Origin of the sequence: Paraburkholderia sp. MM5482-R2 (assembly GCF_050436125.1) — a bacterium.
Classification (GTDB): Bacteria; Pseudomonadota; Gammaproteobacteria; order Burkholderiales; family Burkholderiaceae; genus Paraburkholderia; species Paraburkholderia tuberum.
Genome location: NZ_JBNDLP010000003.1, coordinates 310,941 through 331,583 on the forward strand (window position 1 = coordinate 310,941; position 20,643 = coordinate 331,583).

The window sequence follows — 20,643 nt, forward strand, 5'->3', positions numbered from 1 at the left end:
GTACAGCGCGGGGTCTGGTCTCGGCATCGTTACCCGGTTTGGTCAGGTCCGGCCTTGGTGACTAATGGGATGGAGGCGGTCTCTATTTCCTCAACTTTACGATATCAGGGGGTTTTATTGGATAGTCAGTGATGTGCATTGAAAAGGTCTGGCTGACACTGTCATCGGGGCACAGGTCGGTTGGCCCTGATGTCGAAGATTCACTACGCCGTTGCTGCCGCCTTGGGCATTTTGAACGATGTATTCCTGCTTGATCCTGGCAAAAGAGAGGCGAACCTGTTCGTGTTGTGCGGTCATCTCTACGCCCGTGATGAATACATCGTTCATTGTGAGCCTGAGGAAATCGAGGGGGCTGCCACCCGCCCTGCGCATGGTAAGAACCGCTTTCGAAACGTGGGTGCCGGTCAGGCAATAGGACATCAGGCTCGGACTCGCCCGGTCCACGTTGTGGAAGAACACGAGGTCGTCGACCGAGGCTTTGCTGACGCCGCTTCCTGGTCCGGACATCATGGAGAGCCGCTGTGCCATCTTCCATGTCCAGTTGATCACCTCGATTTCGTCCGGGTGTGTCGCGTCCTGCGACTCGCCCGTAATCCCGTCGATTTTTATGAAAACGTCATTTGACATCAAGGCGACACCTCTTTCTAACAAAAAGCACGGACCCGCCCCACGAGAGCCCCCAGCATAGTAGGAAACTGACTGCGAGCAGCAGCGTAACCACCACGTCCTCTTCGCCCTCCACACCGACGGCGCCAACGAGCTTGAAGAGGGGGCGAAGCATTTCTAACGTGGATTCGCTGCCCACCCAGCGCGCAAGCGGGTCGATCGTCGACAACGCAATGCAGACTGGGACAGTCAGCACGAAGGCCGTAAAAATCCGCAGGGCAGTTTTCATTGCACAAGTACCGTACCGTAGTACTGCAGTGTGGTGCCGGGTATCTTCCGGGTTGGGTGCGACAGCAAGAACGAGCGTAAGCGATCGAACTGGGACTGGTCCGTGACCGTGATGCATCCCTCACTTTCTCCCCAGTGACCAGTCGGATGCAGGCGGAAGTTGCCTCGCTTCACGCCATTGATAAATGTCCAATCGTCAATCACGCCGTCGTTTCGATAAAGCGCGAACCAGGTCGAATGATCGACATCGGACCATGCGTCCTTGACAAGGTCATACAGCCATCCCAGATGACCGCCACTCTGTCGGTCTACGATGTAGTACAGGCCTTGCGGAAGCGGACCGCTTTCGGCGACCGCTGTATCTGCGGGGTTGTTGACATGGGCTGGTTTGCCCGAAAAAGCAGACACGTTGCCAAAGCCTTTGCAGGTCAATACAGAGATGAGTCGACGGTTAAGCGTGAAATAGCACTCGGCGGGCATGGTTTACATATCGAAAAGGCGTTCACTCCGTGGTGGCCACGGAAGCGAGAAGACGGGTGGCTCAAGGTAACGTTCGTGACACCGTCAGCTTCGGCGAAGACGGAACCATGCTCAATCAGACGACCCGGAAAGCGAGGCAAAATTGGGCCGATGTGCTGCTCGCTCTTTTGATGACATCACGAATGTGCACGATCGCTGTGCTGCACTACGCCCCCGCCCCCACCTCACCCCCCCAACTCCCGCGCAATAAACTCGACAAACGCGCGAATACGATTCGACATCTGATGCCGCGGCGAATACACCGCGAAGATATCCGCATTCGGTGTGTCGTGATCGGGTAGCAACTGGACGAGCGATCCTTCCGTCAGATACTGCCGGATGTCCCATTCCGCGCGCATCAGGATGCCGTGTCCTTCGAGCGCCCATTTGACGGCGATCTCGCCGTCGTTGGTGGTCAGCGTGCCCTTGATCCGCACCGCCTCGGTCTTGCGCGCGGCGCCGCGTCCCGAGGTCAGCCGCCACACGCCGTACGCTTCGTCGCCCTGACGAATGCCGATGCAGTTGTGGCGCGTCAGATCGTGCGCCGTGAGCGGCATGCCGTGCGCCGCGAGATACGACGGCGCCGCGCACAGCAGACGCCGGTTCGGCGCAAGCCGGCGCGCGACCACGCGCGTATCGGGCGGCTCGCCGAAGCGGATGCAGACGTCGAAGCTGTCGTCGGTAAGCGGCGGGGGCGTGACCGACAACTGCAGTTGAACGGACACCTGCGGATACCGCGCGACGAAGCGCGAGATCGCCGGCCCGACATGGCTGCGCCCGAAGCCGAGCGTCGCGTTCACGCGCAGCAAGCCCTTCGGTGTCTTCTTCGCCGAGCCGAGCAGTTCGGCCAGTTCGTCGATCTCGTCGAGAATCCGCCGCGCGCGCTCGAGGTATAGCTCGCCTTCGGGCGTCAGCATCATGCGGCGCGTCGTGCGGTTCACGAGCGCGACGCCCGCGCGCTGCTCCATCTGCGTGAGGCGCTTGCTGACGGCCGCCGCGGTCAGCCCCAGTTCGCGTGCGGCCGCGCTGAGGCTGCCGCTCGCGGCGAGCGTCGAGAAAAAGCCCAGATCGGCTGGCTGGACGGTGTCGCGCATCGTCTTTTCCGCGCCTTCGCATTTGTGAATGCAAGTTAAAGATGCTTTGAGTTTAGCACCGGTTTTTACCCGTGGGATCGCGCTAGAGTCCACTCACGCCATTCACCAAGCACAGGACGGAGACATGAAGACCTATCGCATCGCAACCATCCCCGGCGACGGCATCGGCAAGGAGGTCGTGCCGGCCGGCGCGCAGGTGCTCGAGGCGCTCGCGAAGACCACGCGCGCCTTCACGTTCGAGTTCGAGAACTTCGACTGGGGCGGCGACTACTACCGCCAGCACTGCGTGATGATGCCGGCCAACGGGCTCGACGCGATCCGCAACAAAGATGCGATCCTGTTCGGCTCGGCGGGCGACAAGGACATTCCCGATCACATCACGCTGTGGGGTCTGCGACTGAAAATCTGCCAGGGCTTCGACCAATACGCGAATGTGCGCCCGACGCGCATCCTGCCCGGCATCGACGCACCGCTGAAGTACTGCAAGCCCGAGGATCTGAACTGGGTGATCGTCCGCGAAAATTCGGAGGGTGAATATTCGGGCGTCGGCGGCCGCGTGCATCAGGGCCATCCGATCGAAGCCGCGACCGACGTGTCGATCATGACGCGCGCCGGCGTCGAGCGCATCATGCGTTTCGCGTTCCGCCTCGCGCAGTCGCGTCCGCGCAAGCTGTTGACCGTGATCACGAAGAGCAACGCGCAGCGTCATGCGATGGTGATGTGGGACGAGATCGCGCTCGAAATTTCGAAGGAGTTTCCGGACGTCACGTGGGACAAGGAACTCGTCGACGCGGCGACCGCGCGCATGGTCAACCGTCCCGAGACGCTCGACACGATCGTCGCCACCAATCTGCACGCCGATATTCTCAGCGACCTCGCGGCCGCGCTCGCCGGCAGCCTCGGCATCGCGCCGACCGGCAACATCGATCCGGAGCGCCGCTATCCGTCGATGTTCGAGCCGATCCACGGCTCCGCGTTCGACATCATGGGCAAGGGGCTCGCGAATCCGGTCGGCACGTTCTGGTCGGTCGTGATGCTGCTCGAACACCTCGGCGAATTCGACGCGGCCAGGCGCGTGATGCAGGCCGTCGAAGCGGTGACCGCGAACAAAGCGCTGCACACGCGCGACCTCGGCGGCACGGCCACGACCGCGCAGGTGACGGCGGCCGTGTGCGCGTTCATCGAGCAGGCGGCGACGCCCGCGGCGAACGCGGCTTGAGCGCCGGCTTCGCGTGAACTGAACCGGACTGAGCGGAACCGCGCGCAAATCAGGCGCGCGGTCTACGCCCCGGCCACGACGTGGCCGGCACACAACCTTGACTCGATTAGCTCGGCCCAACGTCGGCCGGCGCGAGGCTCGCGCGCGGTCAATAGCCGCGCGCCGCAGGAGGAGACAATGACTTCGGAACTCGAAAGCCGGGTGTCCCGCAAGCTGATGCTGCGGATCATCCCGTTCGTCATGATGTTGTACTTCGTGAGCTTTCTCGATCGCGTGAATGTGGGTTTTGCCGCGTTGTCGATGAACAAGGCGATCGGTCTTTCGCCGACCGCGTTCGGCCTCGGCGGCGGGCTCTTTTTCATCGGCTATTTTCTGTTCGAAGTGCCGTCGAACCTGATCCTGCACAAGGTCGGCGCGCGGCGCTGGATTGCTCGCGTGATGGTGTCGTGGGGGCTCGTGTCGCTCGCGTCGGCGTTCGTCGTCGGGCCGACCAGTTTCTACGCGCTGCGCTTCATTCTAGGCGTCGCGGAAGCGGGCTTCTTTCCCGGCATCATCCTGTATTTGAGCCTGTGGTTTCCGGCGCGGCAGCGTGCGGTCGCGGCGGCATGGTTCATGGCCGCCGCGCCGATCTCGACTGCGATCGGCTCGCCGATTTCCGGCGCGATCATGAAACTGCCGCCGATTGCCGGACTCGTCGACTGGCAAATGCTCTACATACTCGAAGCATTGCCCGCGATCATCCTCGGCTTCTGCGTGCTCAGGTATCTGACCGACAAGCCCGCGCAAGCCGAGTGGCTGCAGCCCGAAGAGCGCGACTGGCTGATCGCGAGGCTGAAGCTCGAAGCCGACGCGCGGCACGCGCATGCGGGCCACACGGCCGGCGCGCTCAGCGCGTTGCGCGATCCGCGCGTGCTCGCGCTCGCGCTGATCTACTTCGGCACCTCGGCGGGACTTTATACGCTCGGCTTGTGGGCCCCGCTGATCATCCGCCAATACGGTTTCGGCACGTTCGAAACCGGGCTGCTCGCCGGCGTGCCGAGCGTGCTCGCGGTGATCGCGATGGTGCTATGGGCGAAGCACTCGGATCGCACCGACGAACGTACGTGGCACGTCGTGATTCCGTGCGCGCTTGCGTGCGTCGGCTTCGTGTTCGCCGGTAATGCGACCACCGCATTGATGATCGTGCTTGCGCTCGTCGTCGTGAACGTCGGAATCAGCGCCGCGAAGGCGCCGCTGTGGGCGATGCCGAGCATGTTCCTGTCGGGCGCCGGGGCGGCGGCGGGCATTGCGATGATCAACTCGATCGGCAATCTCGGCGGCTTCGTCGGGCCGTTTGCGATCGGCTGGCTCAAGCACGTGACGGGCGGCTATACGGCAGGGCTTTATGTGGTCGGGGCGACGTTGGCGCTGTCGGCGGTCGTGACGCTGATGTTGAGCCGGCAGACGAAGCGTGCGCCGGTCGCAGTGGGCGAACGGCCGGGGCATTGAGCGAAGCACCGATGAAGCGAGCGCGCCGCCGGTTGAAAAGCCGGCGGCAACCGCGAATTCATCCGATACGTCAGTACCCCACTACCGGAAGCCGTAGACCAGAACCTTCTTCCCTTCGAACGCCTCCTGCACACCTTGCACGCAATCCATCGGGCAGCTGTAGCCGTCGGGGGCCGACGCGGCCGACGGGATGCTCGCCCGATAGACGACGGATTCGACCTGCGTGCCGTCCGAAGTGACCACGATGTTCAGGTCGGTCACGACGCCGGCTGGCACGGGTCCTCCCGCGGTATAGACAACCGACATGGTGCCGGTGCAATCGGAGTTCACCGAATAAGTGCCTTTCTGCGCCGGATTGAAGGTTATCTGCCCACCTTTCGGCACGCCGTTGATGCTCCCGAAATCGGTGCGGGTAAATTTGCCGTTGCCGTCGAATGTCACGAGAGCGACGTCATCGAGGATCGACTGGGTGGCGAACGGATGCAGCACGTTGCTCGAATCCAGCAACCCAAGGATCACGCCGTGACCGATGAACCCATAGGGTCCTTTTAGCGTTGCGTTCGAGCAAAGACCGCCGCCACCGCCGCGGCCACGGTCGCCGTCATCACCACCGGCCTGCGCGGTGCCACTCAGCGACAGAAGTGCAACGGCTACAGCCGACCAAAAATGCTCAATTGGCGGGTCTTCATCTTCATCTCCTTGTCAGCGAATCAGGCGCGTGAAATCGCGCCGTGCAAGGGGCCTATCGGCTGCCGGATCAGGCGCCTGATTCAATCAAGCGAAAATAGTCGATGTGAAATGGCCGCAGCGATACCTGGTCGCCGTCGTGTGAGGGACCAGGGGCGGGCCAAAGTGGTGAATGGCGAAACGCTTTCACCAAGCAGTCGTATTTCGCTCGGTGTCGGCGGATACGTGCGGAAGGGATGCACGAAAGTCCGCGCAATGGTGACTTCGTGGGTCGGCCACGCTTTAAAGTCGCATAGCGAAAACCAGTGTAATCCACGCAATTTGCGGCGACCTGATGAATATCGGACAAAAGAGAGGCACATTCAGATCGCGCGCTGCGAGTCGTCGCGCTGTCTTTCGGGAGCCCCTCACCGAACCTTGTCCTCGGAATACGCTCGCACCCGTCGACGCCGCACCACCATCAACAAACAAACCCCACTTGCCGCCCCGATATTCACCGCCGGATAAAACGCCACGGCCACACTCCATTTCCGCAGCGCAAGAATCGCGAGCGCGTATTTAAAAACACAGAGCGCAAAGTACAAAAGACTCTCACTCCACGGATCACGAATAGTCTTGCGCACCGTCGGCGCGAGGCCGACGAGTTCGATCAGCGTCACAAGACAGATCGACAACGTCGGATCATTAGTGAATATCCAGAGCGGAATAGCGGACAACGCCGCGGCAAGGCAAAGCCAATCAAAAGCGGTCCGCTGCCGTTCACCCCGAAAGACGCTCGATACGAGAACAAAGAAGCAGGTGGCCGCGATCGCCGCGGTACACCACGCCGAAGGACCCGCACCGGCGACGAACTGGCCGACAGCCGCAATCGCCGTGACGAGTGACCAGATCAACCAGGTAAAAAGATGAGGGCGTACGGTGCCGCGCCAGATCGCAAGTCCATAAGGCAGAAACGCGACCAAGGATACGATCGATCCCATGACACCGAACAGTCGAGTCATGTTCTGATCGATGCTCATCATAGGACGATCACACCCGGCATCGCCCCCGATACCGCGCCGGCGGCGCCCCACATGCACGCGTAAAAAACCGCGTAAACGCCGTCGTCGAGGCAAAGCCGACCCGTTCGCTAATCTCGCTGATCGACATCGGCGTATGCGCGAGCAGCGTGCGTGCTTCGTCGATACGCATTTGCATCAGCACCTCGCTGAAGGTTTTGCACTCCGCCGCGAGCTTGCGTTGCAAGGTCCAGCGCGTCAGCGACAGCCGCTCGCAGACGATCGTCTGCAGGCTCTTCGGCTCGATCGCATCCGCGTGCTCGCGCAGCACGTCACGCAGACATCGCTCGACCGTCGGAGAAAAGCGGCCCTGCTCGCGAATCCGCTGCAAGATTCCATGCGCGGCATGCATGTGAATCTTCGCGAGCGGCGCGTTGTAGACCTCGAACGCGCGATCCAGCGCGGACGACTGCAACACCATCCGATTGCGAGCCTGATCGAGGTGAACGCGCACGCCCAACGTCCCGCTCAGCGCCGCGATCGCACCGAGCCGCGCATCGGTGATACCCGCGTCGCGCACGCGCAGTCGCACGTCGTAGAGCTTTGCCACACCCGCTATCAGCGCGAAGTTGCCGAGCGCGCTCGATGCGTTGCGCCCCTCGCCCTCCGTCACATATTCGAATGCGACTTCGTCGCCGTGCTCCTGCATGACGAGCCAGTCGACATTACCGATCAGGTCACGATACGTGACGTAATTGCGCAATGCATCGCGCAGTGTCGGTCTATTGCAGAGCACGCCCGCAAGCTCGGGGAAATACAGCAGACCATCGAACACGTCGCCCTCGGGCGCGCCGCGCATCAGGCAGCTTTCCGCAAGCTGGAGCATTGCGACGTGCTTGTCGCCCGGCACTCGCGCATCGGCCGCGGCGATGTCGGCCTCGTCGATGCCGATATCGTGGGCCACTTTGCTGCGATCGAGGCCCTCACGCTCCGCCGCGTCGAGCAATCCTCGATAGATGCGCGCTGAAACGGACTTCTGACGCAAATCCACTTTGCCTCCTCCGGTCGAAACCTGTCTGCGGGTTTTCCTGACTCTTCATCGGTCAAGTGCTGCACCTATCGGTCAAGCGCGTTTCGGGCGCATCCCTAGAATTTCTTTCGGCGCATTACCACGAGCGCTTAGCGTAACAGGACGCGTCACGTGCCGGTAGCGCGTCGATACAACGTGACGCAATGCAAATCAGATGACCTACAACGACAACACGGAGCGAGATGATGAGAAGGAAGCTGACGATACCCTTTGCCGCAAGCGCCATCGCCTGCGGTGTCGCGCTGGTACTCGCCGCCTGCGGCAATGGCAGCAACATCAGTGAACCGCCGTTGCCGTCCGATCCAGATGCGCGCGCCGATGCGCGTGCCGCCGCGCTCGTCCAGAAGATGACGACCGCCGAAAAGATTCAGCTCGTGCACGGCGTGGGCATCCCCAACGCGGGACTCGGCGGTCCGTATCCGGCCGGGGTCAACGGAGCCGGCTACATTCCCGGCATCGCGCGGCTCGGCATTCCGGGCCTTGCAATGGCCGATTCGGCCGGCGGCGTCAATGTCGTCAACTCGAACGCGACGGCGCTGCCCGCGCCGGTGGCGCTCGCGGCAAGCTGGGACCCCACGCTGGCGAACCAATACGGCGCGCGTATCGCGACCGAGCTGCGCGTGCTCGGCTATGGCGAAGGTCTCGGCGGCGGCGTCAATCTCGCGCGCGAACCACGCAATGGCCGCACCTTCGAGTACATGGGCGAAGATCCGGTACTGACCGGCACGCTGAGCGCCGCGCGCACGATCGGCACGCAGGCGCAGAACGTCATCGCGACGATCAAGCACTACGCGATGAACGATCAGGAAACGAACCGCATGACCAGCAACTCGGTCGTCGACGAACGCACGATGCGCGAAACCGAACTGCTCGCGTTCGAACTCGGCGTCACGCAGGGAACGCCCGGCAACGTGATGTGTTCGTACAACCTGGTGAACGGCGTGTATGCGTGCGAAAACCCGTATCTGCTGACCACCGTGCTGAAGAACGAGTGGGGCTTCAAGGGCGTGGTGCAGTCGGACTGGACAGCCACGCACAGTACGGTCGCCTCGGCATTGGCTGGCCTCGATGAAGAAGAGCCCGGCGATCTCGGCGGCGGAGCGTCGATTCCGGGCTTTACGCTGACGTCGTATTTCAACACCGCGCTGACGGGCGCGGTCAACGCCGGCAGCGTGCCGATGTCGCGACTCAACGACATGGTTCAGCGCAAGCTTCGCACGATGATTCGCTATGGCGTCTTCGATTCGCCGCCAACCACCGGAGGAAGCGTCGATCAAACCGCGGGCAATGCGCTCGCGTTGCAGGTCGCGCAGCAATCGTCGGTCTTGCTGAAGAACGCGGTGGCGAGCGGCGATTCGCAACCGGTGCTGCCGCTGAACGCGGCGGGGCTGTCGTCGATCGTGGTGATCGGCGCTCACGCGGATGCGGGCGTGCTGTCGGGCGGCGGCTCGGGCGCGGTGCCGGCGGCCGCGGGCAACGCGGTGTCCGGTTGCGTGTCGCCGTCGCCGCTGTTGAGCACCTGCGCGACGTGGTACAAGTCGGCACCGCTGGCCGCGATCCAGGCGAAGGCGCCGAACGCGAGCGTGACCTTCGTCGACGGCACGAACGCGGCGGCAGCGGCGACCGCCGCCGCGAAGGCGGACGTGGCGATCGTGTTCGCGACGCAATGGGAAAGCGAGGGCGCGGATCTGCCGAGCCTGAGCCTGCCGAGCAATACGACTGACAGCTATAACCAGAGCTACGATCAGAACGCGCTGATCAGCGCGGTCGCGGCGCAAGCGAAGCGCGTGATCGTCGTGCTCGAGAACGGCAGCCCGGTCCTGATGCCGTGGCTATCCAACGTGCACGGCGTGCTCGAAGCGTGGTATCCGGGCGTGCAGGGCGGTCAGGCGATTGCCGATCTGCTGTTCGGCGCCGTGAACCCGTCCGGCAAATTGCCGATCACGTTTCCGATGCAGGATGCGGATCTCCCGCAACCGACGATCTCGGCCACCGATACCACCGTTACCTACAGCGAAGGACTCTTCATGGGTTATCGCTGGTATGACGGCAAGCAGATCGCGCCGCTGTTCCCGTTCGGTTATGGGCTGTCCTACACGAGCTACAGCTACTCGGGCCTCAACGCGCAAGTGGATGCGAGTGGCAACGTGAAGGTGACCTTTACCGTCAAGAATACGGGCTCGCGCGCGGGCGCGGAAATCGCCGAAGTTTATGCCGCGTTGCCGAGCGGTCTGGGCGAACCGCCGAAGCGTCTGGTCGGCTGGCAAAAGGTCGCGCTGCAGGCGGGGGAGTCGCAGCAGGTCAGCGTATCGATTGCGCCGAAGCTGCTGTCGACGTGGGACGCGACCAACCACGTGTGGAAGCTCAACGGCGGCGTCTATCAGATGATCGCGGGGGCTTCTTCGCGCGATCCGAATGCGTTGACGGCGTCGGTGACGATCGCGGGGCATTGAGCGCTGAGGTTTTGAACTGGAAAGCCTGGTAGCGGGGTACGGGGTCGAGCGCCGTATCCCGCCGGCACGCGTTCGGCATGTCAGTGGTCGGGCAGACGATAAGCGAACTCGTACGAATGCGCGCCGTCGACGATGTCGATCCGGAACTCGCCTTCAATGCCGCTCAGCTCGCCCGTGCCTGAATCCGGCACGACCGTCACCGCCAGCGCCGCTGCGCCGCGATTCATCACGCCGATATGCTGCAGCACGAACGTGCCCTGCTTGCCCGCCAGCGTGCCAGTGACCTGTTCGAGCGCGACATAGCCGGCCGAGCCTTTGACGTTCGTCATCGCGCTCAGCATTTGCCCTTGGGTGGTCGCGGCGAGATCGCCGGAGATCTGCTTGTCGATCGACATGCGGCCGAGCTTCGATTCGGCCTCCGCGTTTTCGAACGGCATCGGTTGAAGGGAGACGATGAAGGTGCCTTTTGCGACGTGGTGAGTCATCGGAATTTCCTCCTGGCTTGAACGGGCGACGGCGAAGCGGCGAAACGAACCGTGACGCTTCCGAACCGTAGCACACGTCGCTGTCAGGGCGCTGCACGCGCAGTGCCGTCGCTCGTGCCGAACGCGTCCGCGAACTCGCGCTTCAACCACGCGAGCGCCGGGTCCTGGTCGTGCGCCGCGGCCCACATCAGCGAAACCTCGTAGCCCGGCACCTCGAATGGCAGCGGACTCAGCGCGAGACCGAGCGTATCGCGCCAGACGCGGCCGATGAACTCCGGCACCGTCGCGATCGCCGCCGTGCGTTGCACGATGAACGGACTGGTCGCGAAGTTCGAGCTCGAAAACACGACGTCGCGCTTCAGTCCCTGCATCTCGAGTCGTTCATCGATGAAGCCGCGCAGCTCGGCGCTGAACGAAGTCAGCACATGGCGGTGGCGCAGAAACTCGTCCATCGACAATTGCTTGCGGCGCGTTCTGACGAGCCGGGGGTTGTAGACGCTCACGAAGCGCCATGAAAACAGCGGCGTGAGTCGCTGCCACGGCACGCATTCGCGGAATACGCCGACCGCGAGTTCGATCGCGCCATCGTCGAGCATCGCGGCGGCGCGCGTCGAATCTGTGGAGCGCGCGATCAGCTTCACGCCGGGTGCGGTGTCGGCGAGGCGCGCAATGATCTCGGGCATCAGCAGCAGTTCGAGCGAATCGCTGAGGCCGATGCGGAACACCCGCTGCGCGCGGGCCGGATCGAAGACGGACGGCTGCGTGAGCGCCTGATGCAGCGATTGCAGGAACGGCTCGATCTGCCGTGCGAGTTCGAGCGCGCGCGGCGTCGGCGTCATGCCCTGCGGCGTGCGCACGAACAGCTCGTCGCCGAACGTTTCGCGCAAGCGCTTCAGTGCGCCGCTGACGGCCGGCTGACCGAGAAACAGCCGCTGCGCGGCACGCGTGACGCTGCGCTCTTCGAGCAACGCGCGGAAGGTCAGCAGCAGGTTCAGGTCGAAGCGCCGAAAATCATTTTCAATGATGTTGGCCATGACATTAAACGATTTGAGTGATGGGATCGCACCGCGCATTCTACTGCCACGGGGTCTTCCGTTCACACTCAGGAGCAATGACATGGACTGGCAAAATCAGAAGGTCGTGGTGCTAGGTGGCTCGTCGGGCATTGGGCTCGCGCTGGTGAAGCGGCTCGTGACGGCTGGCGCGAGCGTCGTCGCGGTGGGGCGCGACCGCGCCAAACTGGACGATGCGCTGCTTGGCATCGGTGGACAGGTGACGAGCGAGGCGCTCGATTGCGCCGATCGCGCGGCGCTCGGACACTTTTTCGGCGGCCTCGGCCAGGTCGATCATCTGGTGATGACGCTGTCGGGCGGCGAAGGCGCGGGGCCGTTTGCCGAACTGGATCTGGCCGCGCTGCGGCGTGGCTTCGAGGCCAAGTTCTGGCCGCAGCTCGAAGCCGCGCAGACCGCGCTACCCACGCTGCGTCGCGACGGCAGCCTGACGTTTCTGACCGCGATTTCGGCGCGCATCGCGAATCCGGGCACGGCGGGTCTGGGTGCGATCAACGGCGCGCTCGAAAGCATGATCGGCACGCTGGCGCGCGAGCTTGCGCCGCTGCGCGTGAACGCGGTGTCGCCGGGTGTGATCGATACGCCCTGGTGGGACAGATTTCCCGCGAGCGTGAAGAGTGAGCTGTTTCGGCAGCAGAGCGAAACGCTACCGGTGCGGCGCGTCGGGCAGGCCGACGATGTCGCGCACGCGCTGCAGTTTCTGCTGGAGAACACGTTTATGACGGGGGCGGTGATCGAGTGTGATGGCGGCTTGCGGCTACTGTGAAGTACGGGCGCGGGAATGCGTGGTCAGGCGTTCTTCGCTCGCTGAACGCGAACCGGCAGAAACATCGCCGCCGCGAAGCACAACAAATGCAGCCCGGCCAGCAGCACGAACGTCGGCAGAAAGCGGCCGGGCTGTGCACCCGAAACACCGTGCAACGTCGACGCTATCACCATCGAAAGCAGCGTCGTCGCGAACGGACCGCCCACTCTCTGCGCGATGTTCAACGCAGTATTCGCAACCGCGAGCCTTTCTCTCCCGATCGACGAATACGCGGCCGAGATCGACGGCACGCTGATCGTCCCCTGACCGACGCCCGCAAAGAACAGACCGACCGCGGCCCATCCGGCGGAGAACGAATCAACGCTCAGCCACAGAAACACGAGCGTGCTCAGAAACGCCAGCAGTGCGCCGCCCGCCGCGAGCGCGCGGCAGCCGAGCCGCTCGGTCAACCATCCGAGCAGCGGAAACGAGCACATCATGCCGACGCCGGTTGCCGCGAGCAGGCCGCCCGCGTGCGCGGCCGACAAACCGCAGCCCGGGATCAGAAAAAGCGGCACGGCGAGCTGCCGTCCATACATGATCGCGTTCGCGAAGAACTGGGCGAGTGCGGCGACCGAGAACGTACGTGTCGCAAACATGCGCACGTCGATCAGCGCGGTATGGCCTTTGCGCGCCGCGTACAGCACGAAGCCGGCGAGAAACGCGACGCCCGCGAGCAGACACGCCAGGCACACCGCTCGCGACGCGTCCTGAAGTCCATAGACAAGCGCGACGAGCCCAGGGGAGATCAACGCAAAGCCGGTGAAATCGAACGGTCGCTTCTGCGACTCGGCGGCATCGCGCGGCAGCAGCAACACCGCCATCGCGACGCCGAAAGCGCCCACCGGAACATTGACGAAGAACAGCCAGGGCCAGCTCGCGTGCGCGAGCACGAGGCCGGCCAGCACCGGGCCGAGGATCGGACCGAGCAGAATGGGTAGCGCGGTGTAGCCCATCACCCGCTCGAGGTTCTTGCCGGCCACGCGTCCGATCATCATTTGTGCCATCGGCCCGAGCACACCGGCAACGAGGCCCTGGAAAATGCGCGCGCCGATCAGCTCGCCGATCGTCTGCGCCGCGCCGCACAGCATCGACGCTATCGTGAACGTCGAAAAGCAGAACAGGTACAGCCGCTTCGCGCCGATGCGGTCGACCAGCCAGCCGTTGAGCGGCAACATCAACGCCATCGCGAGCAGGTAGCCGCTGACGATCCACTGCGCGGTAGCGATCGACGCATCGAGCGTATGGCCGATCGCCGACAGCGACACGTTGACCAGCGTCGAGTCCATCTGCGACATGAACGAGCCGATCGACACGACCGCCGCGACTTTCCACACGGTCGGATCGATCCGCGTGGAAGCGGATGCGCAGGCGCGCTCGCGCATGCCGCTCATCGGTCCGCGCGTGTACAGATGAAGGTCTGGCGTTCGGTCGAGTTCATGTGCCGGCTCACGCTGCCTTGCCGCTCGCGCTCGCCGCGGCCGCAGGCTGTACCTGCTCGAGATGGCGCAGCAGCTTCGTCACCATCACGACGACGACGAACGCGAGGACCACGAAGAACAGCGCGAGCGGTGTGAGCACTTGTACCGACACGAAGCCGGCCAACCCCATCATCGCCGATGAAACCAGCAGCAGCGCGCAGCCGAGAATCGCGCTCGTCAGACCCGCGATGTGCGGGAACAGCGAGTTGCCCTTCGCCATCAGCGTCGGATACATCGCGCCGGCGCAGAAGCCCATCACGAGCACAGGCGTCGCGAGCGTCCACACGCGCAGACCGACCGTCAGCGCGAGCAGCAGCATCGCAAGCGACGCGGCCGCCATCAGCCGTGCGCCGATGCGCAGCCGCTGCTCGGCGCTCGGCAGGCCCGGACCGTGCAGGCGATTCGACAGACCGCCAAGGAAGTACATCATGCCGATGCCGAGCGCGAGGTAGCCGAAGAAGGTCGGCGGCTTGTGCAGCGTGGTCTGCACCATGAACGGCCCGACGATGTTGAACACCAGCAGGATGCTGTAGCACAGGCCCTGCGCGAGGAAGCAGCTCTGGAACACGGGGCTCGCGAGCACTTTGCGCGCGTTCGCGGTCAGCGTGCGCGGTTCGAGATGGACGGGCTTCGGCAAGGTCTCGCGATAACGCCACAGCAGCGCCCACATCACCAGCGAATAGATCAGCAAAAACACGAGGCACGCGCGCCAGCCGAACGCGGTCTGCAGATGCGCGCCGATCACCGGCGCGACGATCGGCGCGAGCCCCCACGCGATCGACATGTACGTGAATGCATGCAGCAAGGCCTGACCCGCGAACGAATCGGTGATGATCGCTTTTGCCAGCAGGTTCGTGCTCGCGATGCCGAAGCCCTGCAGTGCGCGGGCGAGGATGAACGTCTCGAGATTGGGCGCCGCGAGCGACAGCAGGCAGCCGACCGTGTAGACCGTCAGACCGAACGCGAGCACGCGCTTGCGGCCATACGCGTCGGCGATCGGACCGAAGATCAGCTGACCGAACGCGTAGGCGACCATGTAGCCGGTGACGCTGGTCTGGATCGCTTGCGGCGAGGTGCCGAAGTAGCGCGCCATCGCGGGCAGCGCGGGCACGTAGATGTCGATGGCGAGCTGTCCGGCGGACGCGAACAGGCAGATCAGGAATAGCAGGAAGCGCGGCGAGTTCGGGGCGGAGTCGGCGGAAGCGGGGTGGTCGGCGGTGGCGTGGCTCATGGGTGCATCGAAAGGGAACACTGGCGGCGCGGGCATCGATGCGTTCGGATATCGAACGGAAAAGGCGCGAATGCCCCCGGCATTATCGCCGGGTATTGTGCCCGTGGTATGGCAGGAAGTGGGATAGTCCCTGGCGGGGGTGTGGGATGGCGCGGCCGACGAGCGCGCTATCCCGCCGCAACGAGGCTCATTTCGCGCAGTCCTCGATCGACCGCAGCAACGCGCCCTGGTCTGCCGGGTCCTGGAAGAACGCGACGAAGCTCGCATGCTCGTCGTTTGCGAGGCGGCCGGAGCAGTCCTTGCCTTTGAGCGGGGGGCGGGACGCCGTCCAGATCATCGCCATCACGGCGAAAGCCAGCACGACGCCTGTAAAGACGAGCCCGAGCAGTAACGACCTGGCGTCGTCCGATATTGCGTCTAGCCGATGCGAAGCCTCCTGCGGCTCGCAACTTCTGGTTGAAGGTGAGTTCATGCCAATGGCCCCGATGGTGAGCGTTGAAAAAACCAGCGCCACCACCTTCCATCTGCACGTAAGATTGGAAAACGTTGAGTTTACTGACCGCGTGATTCAGCTTTTCTGACCAATGCCATTCCGATTCCCATTCCGATGAGAGAAATCAGTCTCGACCGCCTGCGCACCCTTGTCGTCGTCGCCGACCTCGGCTCTTTCGCCGAGGCCGCTCGCGTTCTGCATCTCGCACCGCCCACGGTCAGTCTGCATATCGCGGATCTCGAGAGCCGCGTCGGCGCGCCGCTGTTGTCGCGCAAACGCGGTCAGGTGCGGGCCTCGGCGATCGGCGAGACGCTGGTGGCCTATGCGCGTCAGATGCTGGCCAATGCCGAGCAGGCACTGGAGGACGTGCGGCGACAGGTGGAAGGGCTCGGCGGACGGGTTCGGCTCGGCGCTTCCACCGCGGCCATCGCGAATCTGCTGCCGCAGGCGTTGGAGGGACTGGCCGCCGGGCATCCCGGCATCGATGTGCAAATCGCCGTGCTGACTTCGCAGGAAACGCTGACGCGACTCGCCCAGGAGTCGCTCGACGTGGGCATCGTGGCGCTGCCGCAAGCGCCGCTACGAGGGCTATCGATCGAAACATGGCGCCGCGATCCGGTGGTCGCGTTCATGCCGGCGGGGTGGACGTGTCCAGCTCGCATCACGCCGCAATGGATCGCCGCGAAGCCGCTGATTCTGAACGACGCGACCACGCGGCTTTCGCGTTTGACGACGGAATGGTTCAGCGCGGCGGGGCAGCACCCCACGCCGCGCATCCAGCTCAACTACTCGGATGCGATCAAGAGTCTCGTGGCAGCGGGATACGGCGCCGCGCTGCTGCCGCAGGAACCGAGCCGCTCGTCGGCCGACGCGCGCATCGTCACACGTGCGCTGCGCCCGGCGTTATGGCGACAGCTGGGCCTGGCCTTTCGCGCGGGTACCGTGGAGCGTCCGACTCAATATGTGCTCGACGTATTGCGGAGTTTGCGGTTGAGCTAGCGGGCCGTGTTACGTCGCCGACGCTTTCCGCCTCTCCTGCTCCTCGCGATAAAGCACGAACTCTTCCGCCAACGCTTTTGCAACGGAAGCCCTACGCGTGATTCAAGGCGGTGTCGCGGCGTGCTCAATACTCAGGTCTCGATCAGATGCAGAAACTGCCTTACCCGTGGACTGCTGCCTTCACCAAAGAAGGCTTGCGGTGTCGTGTCTTCGGCAACCACGCCGCCGTCCATAAAAACAACCCGATCCGCTACATCTCGCGCAAACCGCACTTCGTGCGTGACGATCAGCATCGTCATGCCCGCTTTGGCAACGTCGCGCATGACGGTCAGGACATCCTCCCGCAGCGCTGGATCGAGAGCAGACGTGGGCTCGTCGAAGAAGATGACCTCTGGATCCATCGCGAGCGCCCGCGCGATCGCTACGCGCTGCTTCTGACCGCCGGACAGCCGTGCCGGATATTCGTTGGCTTTTGCGGCCAGGCCAACCTGTGTCAGCAGGTGAATTGCGCGCTCCGACGCTTGCGCACGAGGGACACCCTTGACGCTGACCGGACCTTCCATCACATTTTCCAGTGCTGTCCTGTGCGGAAAGAGGTTAAACGACTGGAACACCATCGCGGTGCGCTGGCGGATCGCGCGGATCTTCTTCTGATTCTGGCGTGACGGTTTTGACAAACCGTTGCATTCGACATCAATGCCGCATACTGTCACGCTGCCGGCATCCGGTAGCTCGAGGAAGTTCAGCGAGCGCAGCAGCGTGGTCTTGCCCGACCCGGAGGGACCCATTACAACGACAACCTCGCCTTTCGATACGCTGAAATCGACGCCGCGCAAGACATGGTTGTCGCCAAATGCCTTCGAAAGTCCACGGACTTCAATCGTCCTGATATCAGTATTCATACAAAACGCCTCGAAATGCGATTCTCGAGGACGGTCTGGACTATCGTGAGAATCTGGTTGATGCCCCAGTAGATCAGGCCGACCATCAGGAACATTTCCATGTAGCGGAAGGTGGAGGCGCCGACCTGGTCGGCGACGCGGGTCAGTTCTACCACCGTAATTGTCGAAGCGAGGGATGTATCTTTGATGAGTGCAATCATGCGGCTGCCGACAGGCGGAATGGCGATGCGTAGTCCTTGGGGAAGAATAACCCGCGACATGGCTTTCCAGTAACCCATGCCCAGCGACATCGCAGCTTCCCACTGGCCCTTGTCCACCGCGTTGATGCCGGAACGGAAGTTCTCGCTCAGATACGCGGCCGAAAACAGCGTGAGCGCGAGGAGCGCGGCGGGAACCGGGTCAAGTGTCAGACCGTACCGGGGCAAACCGAAATAGATCAGCAGTATCTGCACGAGCAGCGGCGTGCCACGGAAGATGGATACATATGCGAATGCGAAGGCGCGTAGCGCACCTATGCTGGAGATACGAGCCAAGGCGACCAGCAACCCTAGCGTCGAACCGAGCACAAACGACAACAAACCGAGAAAGAGTGTCATCAGCACCGCACTCTTTAACAGCGGAAGCGAGCGCATGAAAAGCTCGATCATGACTACTCCTTGTGCGCCTTCGCTTTGGTGATCGTGCCGGGCATATCGTAATCCCGCCCGACCCACTTCCTGGCAATGGCCTCGATCGTCCCGTCAGCCATCATGTCTGCAATCGCCTTATCGACCGCTGCGAGCAGGGCCGGTTGGCCTTTCTGCAAAGCCGGCGCTGATAGCTGGTAGATCAACGGTTCGCCCACTTCCTTGACCGGTAAATGGTTGACGTTGGCGTACTTCATGCCGCCGAAGTGCGAGATGATGACCGCGTCGATACGTCCATTGCCCAGATCGCTGAAGACGAGTCCCCCGTTATCGTACGCACGGATGTCGGAGTCATGCAGGTGTGCTCGTGCCCATGTTTCATTGCTCGAGCCAGTGACCACTCCCACTCGCTTGCCTTTAAGGGTTTCCTTGCCCTTAATGTCTGTGTTGCCGGCAGGTACGAAAATGCGGAAATCCTCCACGCCGTATGGTTCGCCGAAATCAACCTGTTGTTGCCGTTCAGGTGTAGGTGTGAGATCGTTCATCACGAGGTCGTACTTGCCCGTCTTCAACCCTTCCACGAAGTTCTTGAACGAATCGGCGACGAATACTACGTTCGGCACGCCAATGCGCTTGCCGACTTCCTTTGCAATTGCAACGTCGTAGCCGACAGGTTGATTGTTTTCGTCAAGCATGCTCCATGGGGGACTACTCTGGGTGTTGGCCACGCGCAATGTGCCATTCGCCTTCACCTGCGCGAGAAGATCCGCTGCCTGCACAGTAGCGGGTGAACTGAATGCCGCGGAAAGCGTCATGAAACTCGCTACCGTGACAAAGCGTCTCCATCTCTTGATTGATTTCATCTCGTACTCACTCATCCAGGTAAGTTGAATTAAAAAATCTACGCAGCGGTTGCCCGGGCGCGTCCGAATGCGTCAAGACCGGCATTCAGATCCGCAAGCAGCATCGCCGGGTCCTCCAACCCGATCGAAAGGCGCACGATAGGCTGGTCGGTAAGCGGGAACGCACGCTCGGCCTGCAACGGGGCCGGGTAGTAGGCAGCGAGGCTATGCACGCCTCCCCAGCTCGCCCCGATGGGGAAATACTGGAGCGTATCGAAGAATGCGTTGAACGCGTCCTCCGCCGCGGGCTGGAGGATCAGGGAGAAGAGACACCCGCTGCTCGCAAAATCCCGCTTCCAGATGGCATGACCGGCATCGGACGGCAGTGCCGGGAACAGCACCTTGCTCACTTCCGGGTGACGTTCGAGTTCCCTCGCAATCTGCAGCGTTGAGGCGCTCTGGGCAGCGAAGCGGACCTTCAGGGTTTGCAGGCCGCGCATGACGAGGAAGCAGTCATCAGGGCTGGTCTGCTGGCCGAGAACGCTCTGCGTCTCGCGCAAGGTCGCGTAGTAATCCGCGTCGTTCATGCTGATGCAGCCCGCCAGGAGATCCGAATGACCACCAAAAAATTTCGTCGCGGCTTCGACGCTGAAATCCACACCATGTTCGAGCGGTTTGAAAGCGAGCGGGCTTGCCCAGGTGTTGTCCATCATCGTCAATACGCCGTGACGTTTCGCGACTTCGACGATCGCTGGAATGTCGGGCATCTCCATCGTCACCGTCCCCGGCGACTCCATGCAGATCATGCGGGTGTTGGGCTTGATGTACTTTTGAATCGCAGCCCCGATTGCCGGCGGATACAGTTCGACCTCGACGTCGAAGTGCGCCAGCCACTTATGCGCGAATGTCTTGAGCGCGCCGTAGCAGGCAGCGGACACCAGCAGATGATCGCCGCCGCGCACGAAGCCCATCACGGTCGTCATCAGCGCGGATTGACCGGAAGGCGTCACCACGCAATGCGCGCCACCTTCGAGCTCGGCGATGCGGTGTTCCAGTTCACGAGCCGTTGGCGTTCCGGTGATGCCATAGCTGTAACCGTCCGGTTGCCGCTCCTTGCGGCGCGAAAACTCGGCCAGAGAATCGAATACAACTGTCGATGCCCGCATGACGGATGGGGACAGGCTGCGGAACGGCTGCGGCGCTTTCTGGGGATTGCTTGTCATCTTGCTCCCGGCGATGCCTCAAGGTGGATTGATGATCGAAGTTT

General features: G+C 62.8%; 21 protein-coding genes. 5 read left to right on the plus strand and 16 right to left on the minus strand.

Annotated elements, in window-relative coordinates; all coding sequences use genetic code 11:
- Positions 1–114 precede the first annotated feature (114 nt).
- The 4 genes from OKW37_RS23525 to OKW37_RS23540 all read right to left on the minus strand — a co-directional run bounded on the left by OKW37_RS23525 (position 115) and on the right by OKW37_RS23540 (position 2,507).
- Entirely contained in the window at positions 115–627 is a 513-nt protein-coding gene (locus OKW37_RS23525) for an Hcp family type VI secretion system effector (protein ID WP_429403912.1), read from the minus strand.
- Positions 617–895: a hypothetical protein gene (locus OKW37_RS23530; protein WP_184057796.1), complete on the minus strand. Its 279-nt coding sequence runs from the start codon at positions 893–895 to the stop codon at positions 617–619. Before OKW37_RS23530 ends, OKW37_RS23525 begins: the two co-directional genes overlap by 11 nt.
- Complete coding sequence (locus OKW37_RS23535; protein ID WP_429403913.1) at positions 892–1,374, minus strand: DUF2778 domain-containing protein; 483 nt, start codon at positions 1,372–1,374, stop codon at positions 892–894. Before OKW37_RS23535 ends, OKW37_RS23530 begins: the two co-directional genes overlap by 4 nt.
- A 224-nt stretch (positions 1,375–1,598) precedes the next feature.
- Positions 1,599–2,507, minus strand: coding sequence for a LysR substrate-binding domain-containing protein (locus tag OKW37_RS23540; RefSeq protein WP_187630037.1), 909 nt, complete (start codon positions 2,505–2,507; stop codon positions 1,599–1,601).
- Between the two features lie 124 nt (positions 2,508–2,631).
- Between OKW37_RS23540 and OKW37_RS23545 the strand changes: the two genes are divergently transcribed.
- Both OKW37_RS23545 and OKW37_RS23550 read left to right on the plus strand, forming a co-directional pair.
- Positions 2,632–3,726 carry a tartrate dehydrogenase gene (locus OKW37_RS23545; protein WP_429403914.1) on the plus strand — a complete coding sequence of 365 codons (1,095 nt, stop codon included), beginning with the start codon at positions 2,632–2,634 and terminating at the stop codon, positions 3,724–3,726.
- Between the two features lie 177 nt (positions 3,727–3,903).
- Positions 3,904–5,214 carry an MFS transporter gene (locus OKW37_RS23550; protein WP_429403915.1) on the plus strand — a complete coding sequence of 437 codons (1,311 nt, stop codon included), beginning with the start codon at positions 3,904–3,906 and terminating at the stop codon, positions 5,212–5,214.
- An 81-nt stretch (positions 5,215–5,295) separates the two neighbouring features.
- Here the strand turns inward: OKW37_RS23550 and OKW37_RS23555 are convergent, their stop codons facing one another.
- The 3 genes from OKW37_RS23555 to OKW37_RS23565 form a co-directional block, all read right to left on the minus strand.
- Entirely contained in the window at positions 5,296–5,703 is a 408-nt protein-coding gene (locus OKW37_RS23555) for a hypothetical protein (RefSeq protein WP_429403916.1), read from the minus strand.
- A gap of 605 nt (positions 5,704–6,308) precedes the next feature.
- On the minus strand, positions 6,309–6,923 hold the full coding sequence (locus OKW37_RS23560) for a hypothetical protein (protein WP_429403917.1): 615 nt from the start codon (positions 6,921–6,923) through the stop codon (positions 6,309–6,311).
- Between the two features lie 7 nt (positions 6,924–6,930).
- A complete protein-coding gene (locus OKW37_RS23565) occupies positions 6,931–7,950 on the minus strand; it encodes a helix-turn-helix domain-containing protein (protein WP_429403918.1) in 1,020 nt (339 codons plus the stop codon).
- Between the two features lie 224 nt (positions 7,951–8,174).
- On the opposite strand from OKW37_RS23565, the gene OKW37_RS23570 reads away from it, so the two are divergent.
- Complete coding sequence (locus OKW37_RS23570; RefSeq protein WP_429403919.1) at positions 8,175–10,442, plus strand: beta-glucosidase; 2,268 nt, start codon at positions 8,175–8,177, stop codon at positions 10,440–10,442.
- An 80-nt stretch (positions 10,443–10,522) separates the two neighbouring features.
- On the opposite strand, the gene OKW37_RS23575 is transcribed toward OKW37_RS23570, so the two are convergent.
- Entirely contained in the window at positions 10,523–10,927 is a 405-nt protein-coding gene (locus OKW37_RS23575) for a DUF3224 domain-containing protein (protein WP_429403920.1), read from the minus strand.
- A gap of 83 nt (positions 10,928–11,010) precedes the next feature.
- Complete coding sequence (locus tag OKW37_RS23580; protein ID WP_429352797.1) at positions 11,011–11,961, minus strand: LysR family transcriptional regulator; 951 nt, start codon at positions 11,959–11,961, stop codon at positions 11,011–11,013.
- Positions 11,962–12,043: 82 nt separating this feature from the next.
- On the opposite strand from OKW37_RS23580, the gene OKW37_RS23585 reads away from it, so the two are divergent.
- Positions 12,044–12,763 carry an SDR family oxidoreductase gene (locus tag OKW37_RS23585; RefSeq protein ID WP_429352798.1) on the plus strand — a complete coding sequence of 240 codons (720 nt, stop codon included), beginning with the start codon at positions 12,044–12,046 and terminating at the stop codon, positions 12,761–12,763.
- A gap of 23 nt (positions 12,764–12,786) precedes the next feature.
- On the opposite strand, the gene OKW37_RS23590 is transcribed toward OKW37_RS23585, so the two are convergent.
- From OKW37_RS23590 to OKW37_RS23600, 3 genes are all read right to left on the minus strand, one after another.
- The gene (locus OKW37_RS23590) at positions 12,787–14,196 is read right to left on the minus strand and encodes a DHA2 family efflux MFS transporter permease subunit (RefSeq protein WP_429403922.1); all 1,410 of its coding nucleotides are present in this window, start codon (positions 14,194–14,196) and stop codon (positions 12,787–12,789) included.
- Positions 14,197–14,251: 55 nt separating this feature from the next.
- Positions 14,252–15,514 carry a multidrug effflux MFS transporter gene (locus OKW37_RS23595; protein WP_184030682.1) on the minus strand — a complete coding sequence of 421 codons (1,263 nt, stop codon included), beginning with the start codon at positions 15,512–15,514 and terminating at the stop codon, positions 14,252–14,254.
- Between the two features lie 187 nt (positions 15,515–15,701).
- On the minus strand, positions 15,702–15,986 hold the full coding sequence (locus OKW37_RS23600; RefSeq protein WP_184058042.1) for a hypothetical protein: 285 nt from the start codon (positions 15,984–15,986) through the stop codon (positions 15,702–15,704).
- 135 nt (positions 15,987–16,121) lie between these two features.
- Here OKW37_RS23600 and OKW37_RS23605 point away from each other — a divergent pair, with 135 nt between their 5' ends.
- Positions 16,122–17,006, plus strand: coding sequence for a LysR family transcriptional regulator (locus OKW37_RS23605; protein WP_429352802.1), 885 nt, complete (start codon positions 16,122–16,124; stop codon positions 17,004–17,006).
- A gap of 131 nt (positions 17,007–17,137) precedes the next feature.
- Here the strand turns inward: OKW37_RS23605 and OKW37_RS23610 are convergent, their stop codons facing one another.
- Genes OKW37_RS23610 through metC form a run of 4 tightly spaced genes read right to left on the minus strand, consistent with a single transcriptional unit; the run spans position 17,138 to position 20,599 of the window.
- The gene (locus OKW37_RS23610) at positions 17,138–17,908 is read right to left on the minus strand and encodes an amino acid ABC transporter ATP-binding protein (protein WP_429403923.1); all 771 of its coding nucleotides are present in this window, start codon (positions 17,906–17,908) and stop codon (positions 17,138–17,140) included.
- Complete coding sequence (locus OKW37_RS23615) at positions 17,905–18,555, minus strand: amino acid ABC transporter permease (RefSeq protein WP_090808002.1); 651 nt, start codon at positions 18,553–18,555, stop codon at positions 17,905–17,907. The genes OKW37_RS23610 and OKW37_RS23615 overlap by 4 nt, the downstream gene beginning before the upstream one ends.
- A 2-nt stretch (positions 18,556–18,557) precedes the next feature.
- The gene (locus tag OKW37_RS23620) at positions 18,558–19,397 is read right to left on the minus strand and encodes an ABC transporter substrate-binding protein (RefSeq protein ID WP_429403924.1); all 840 of its coding nucleotides are present in this window, start codon (positions 19,395–19,397) and stop codon (positions 18,558–18,560) included.
- A 38-nt stretch (positions 19,398–19,435) separates the two neighbouring features.
- A complete protein-coding gene (gene metC, locus OKW37_RS23625; RefSeq protein WP_187630028.1) occupies positions 19,436–20,599 on the minus strand; it encodes a cystathionine beta-lyase in 1,164 nt (387 codons plus the stop codon).
- Positions 20,600–20,643: the final 44 nt, after the last annotated feature.

What these genes read in the sequence shown, in the direction of transcription:
- OKW37_RS23560 (WP_429403917.1), bottom strand. Translation starts at nt 6,923, where the DNA reads ATGATGAGCATCGATCAGAACATGACTCGACTGTTCGGTGTCATGGGA.
- OKW37_RS23575 (WP_429403920.1), bottom strand. Translation starts at nt 10,927, where the DNA reads ATGACTCACCACGTCGCAAAAGGCACCTTCATCGTCTCCCTTCAACCG.
- OKW37_RS23580 (WP_429352797.1), bottom strand. Translation starts at nt 11,961, where the DNA reads ATGGCCAACATCATTGAAAATGATTTTCGGCGCTTCGACCTGAACCTG.
- OKW37_RS23615 (WP_090808002.1), bottom strand. Translation starts at nt 18,555, where the DNA reads ATGATCGAGCTTTTCATGCGCTCGCTTCCGCTGTTAAAGAGTGCGGTG.
- OKW37_RS23600 (WP_184058042.1), bottom strand. Translation starts at nt 15,986, where the DNA reads ATGAACTCACCTTCAACCAGAAGTTGCGAGCCGCAGGAGGCTTCGCAT.
- OKW37_RS23610 (WP_429403923.1), bottom strand. Translation starts at nt 17,908, where the DNA reads ATGAATACTGATATCAGGACGATTGAAGTCCGTGGACTTTCGAAGGCA.
- OKW37_RS23545 (WP_429403914.1), top strand. Translation starts at nt 2,632, where the DNA reads ATGAAGACCTATCGCATCGCAACCATCCCCGGCGACGGCATCGGCAAG.
- OKW37_RS23585 (WP_429352798.1), top strand. Translation starts at nt 12,044, where the DNA reads ATGGACTGGCAAAATCAGAAGGTCGTGGTGCTAGGTGGCTCGTCGGGC.
- metC (WP_187630028.1), bottom strand. Translation starts at nt 20,599, where the DNA reads ATGACAAGCAATCCCCAGAAAGCGCCGCAGCCGTTCCGCAGCCTGTCC.
- OKW37_RS23570 (WP_429403919.1), top strand. Translation starts at nt 8,175, where the DNA reads ATGAGAAGGAAGCTGACGATACCCTTTGCCGCAAGCGCCATCGCCTGC.
- OKW37_RS23535 (WP_429403913.1), bottom strand. Translation starts at nt 1,374, where the DNA reads ATGCCCGCCGAGTGCTATTTCACGCTTAACCGTCGACTCATCTCTGTA.
- OKW37_RS23595 (WP_184030682.1), bottom strand. Translation starts at nt 15,514, where the DNA reads ATGAGCCACGCCACCGCCGACCACCCCGCTTCCGCCGACTCCGCCCCG.
- OKW37_RS23530 (WP_184057796.1), bottom strand. Translation starts at nt 895, where the DNA reads ATGAAAACTGCCCTGCGGATTTTTACGGCCTTCGTGCTGACTGTCCCA.
- OKW37_RS23525 (WP_429403912.1), bottom strand. Translation starts at nt 627, where the DNA reads ATGTCAAATGACGTTTTCATAAAAATCGACGGGATTACGGGCGAGTCG.
- OKW37_RS23590 (WP_429403922.1), bottom strand. Translation starts at nt 14,196, where the DNA reads ATGAGCGGCATGCGCGAGCGCGCCTGCGCATCCGCTTCCACGCGGATC.
- OKW37_RS23620 (WP_429403924.1), bottom strand. Translation starts at nt 19,397, where the DNA reads ATGAAATCAATCAAGAGATGGAGACGCTTTGTCACGGTAGCGAGTTTC.
- OKW37_RS23550 (WP_429403915.1), top strand. Translation starts at nt 3,904, where the DNA reads ATGACTTCGGAACTCGAAAGCCGGGTGTCCCGCAAGCTGATGCTGCGG.
- OKW37_RS23540 (WP_187630037.1), bottom strand. Translation starts at nt 2,507, where the DNA reads ATGCGCGACACCGTCCAGCCAGCCGATCTGGGCTTTTTCTCGACGCTC.
- OKW37_RS23605 (WP_429352802.1), top strand. Translation starts at nt 16,122, where the DNA reads ATGAGAGAAATCAGTCTCGACCGCCTGCGCACCCTTGTCGTCGTCGCC.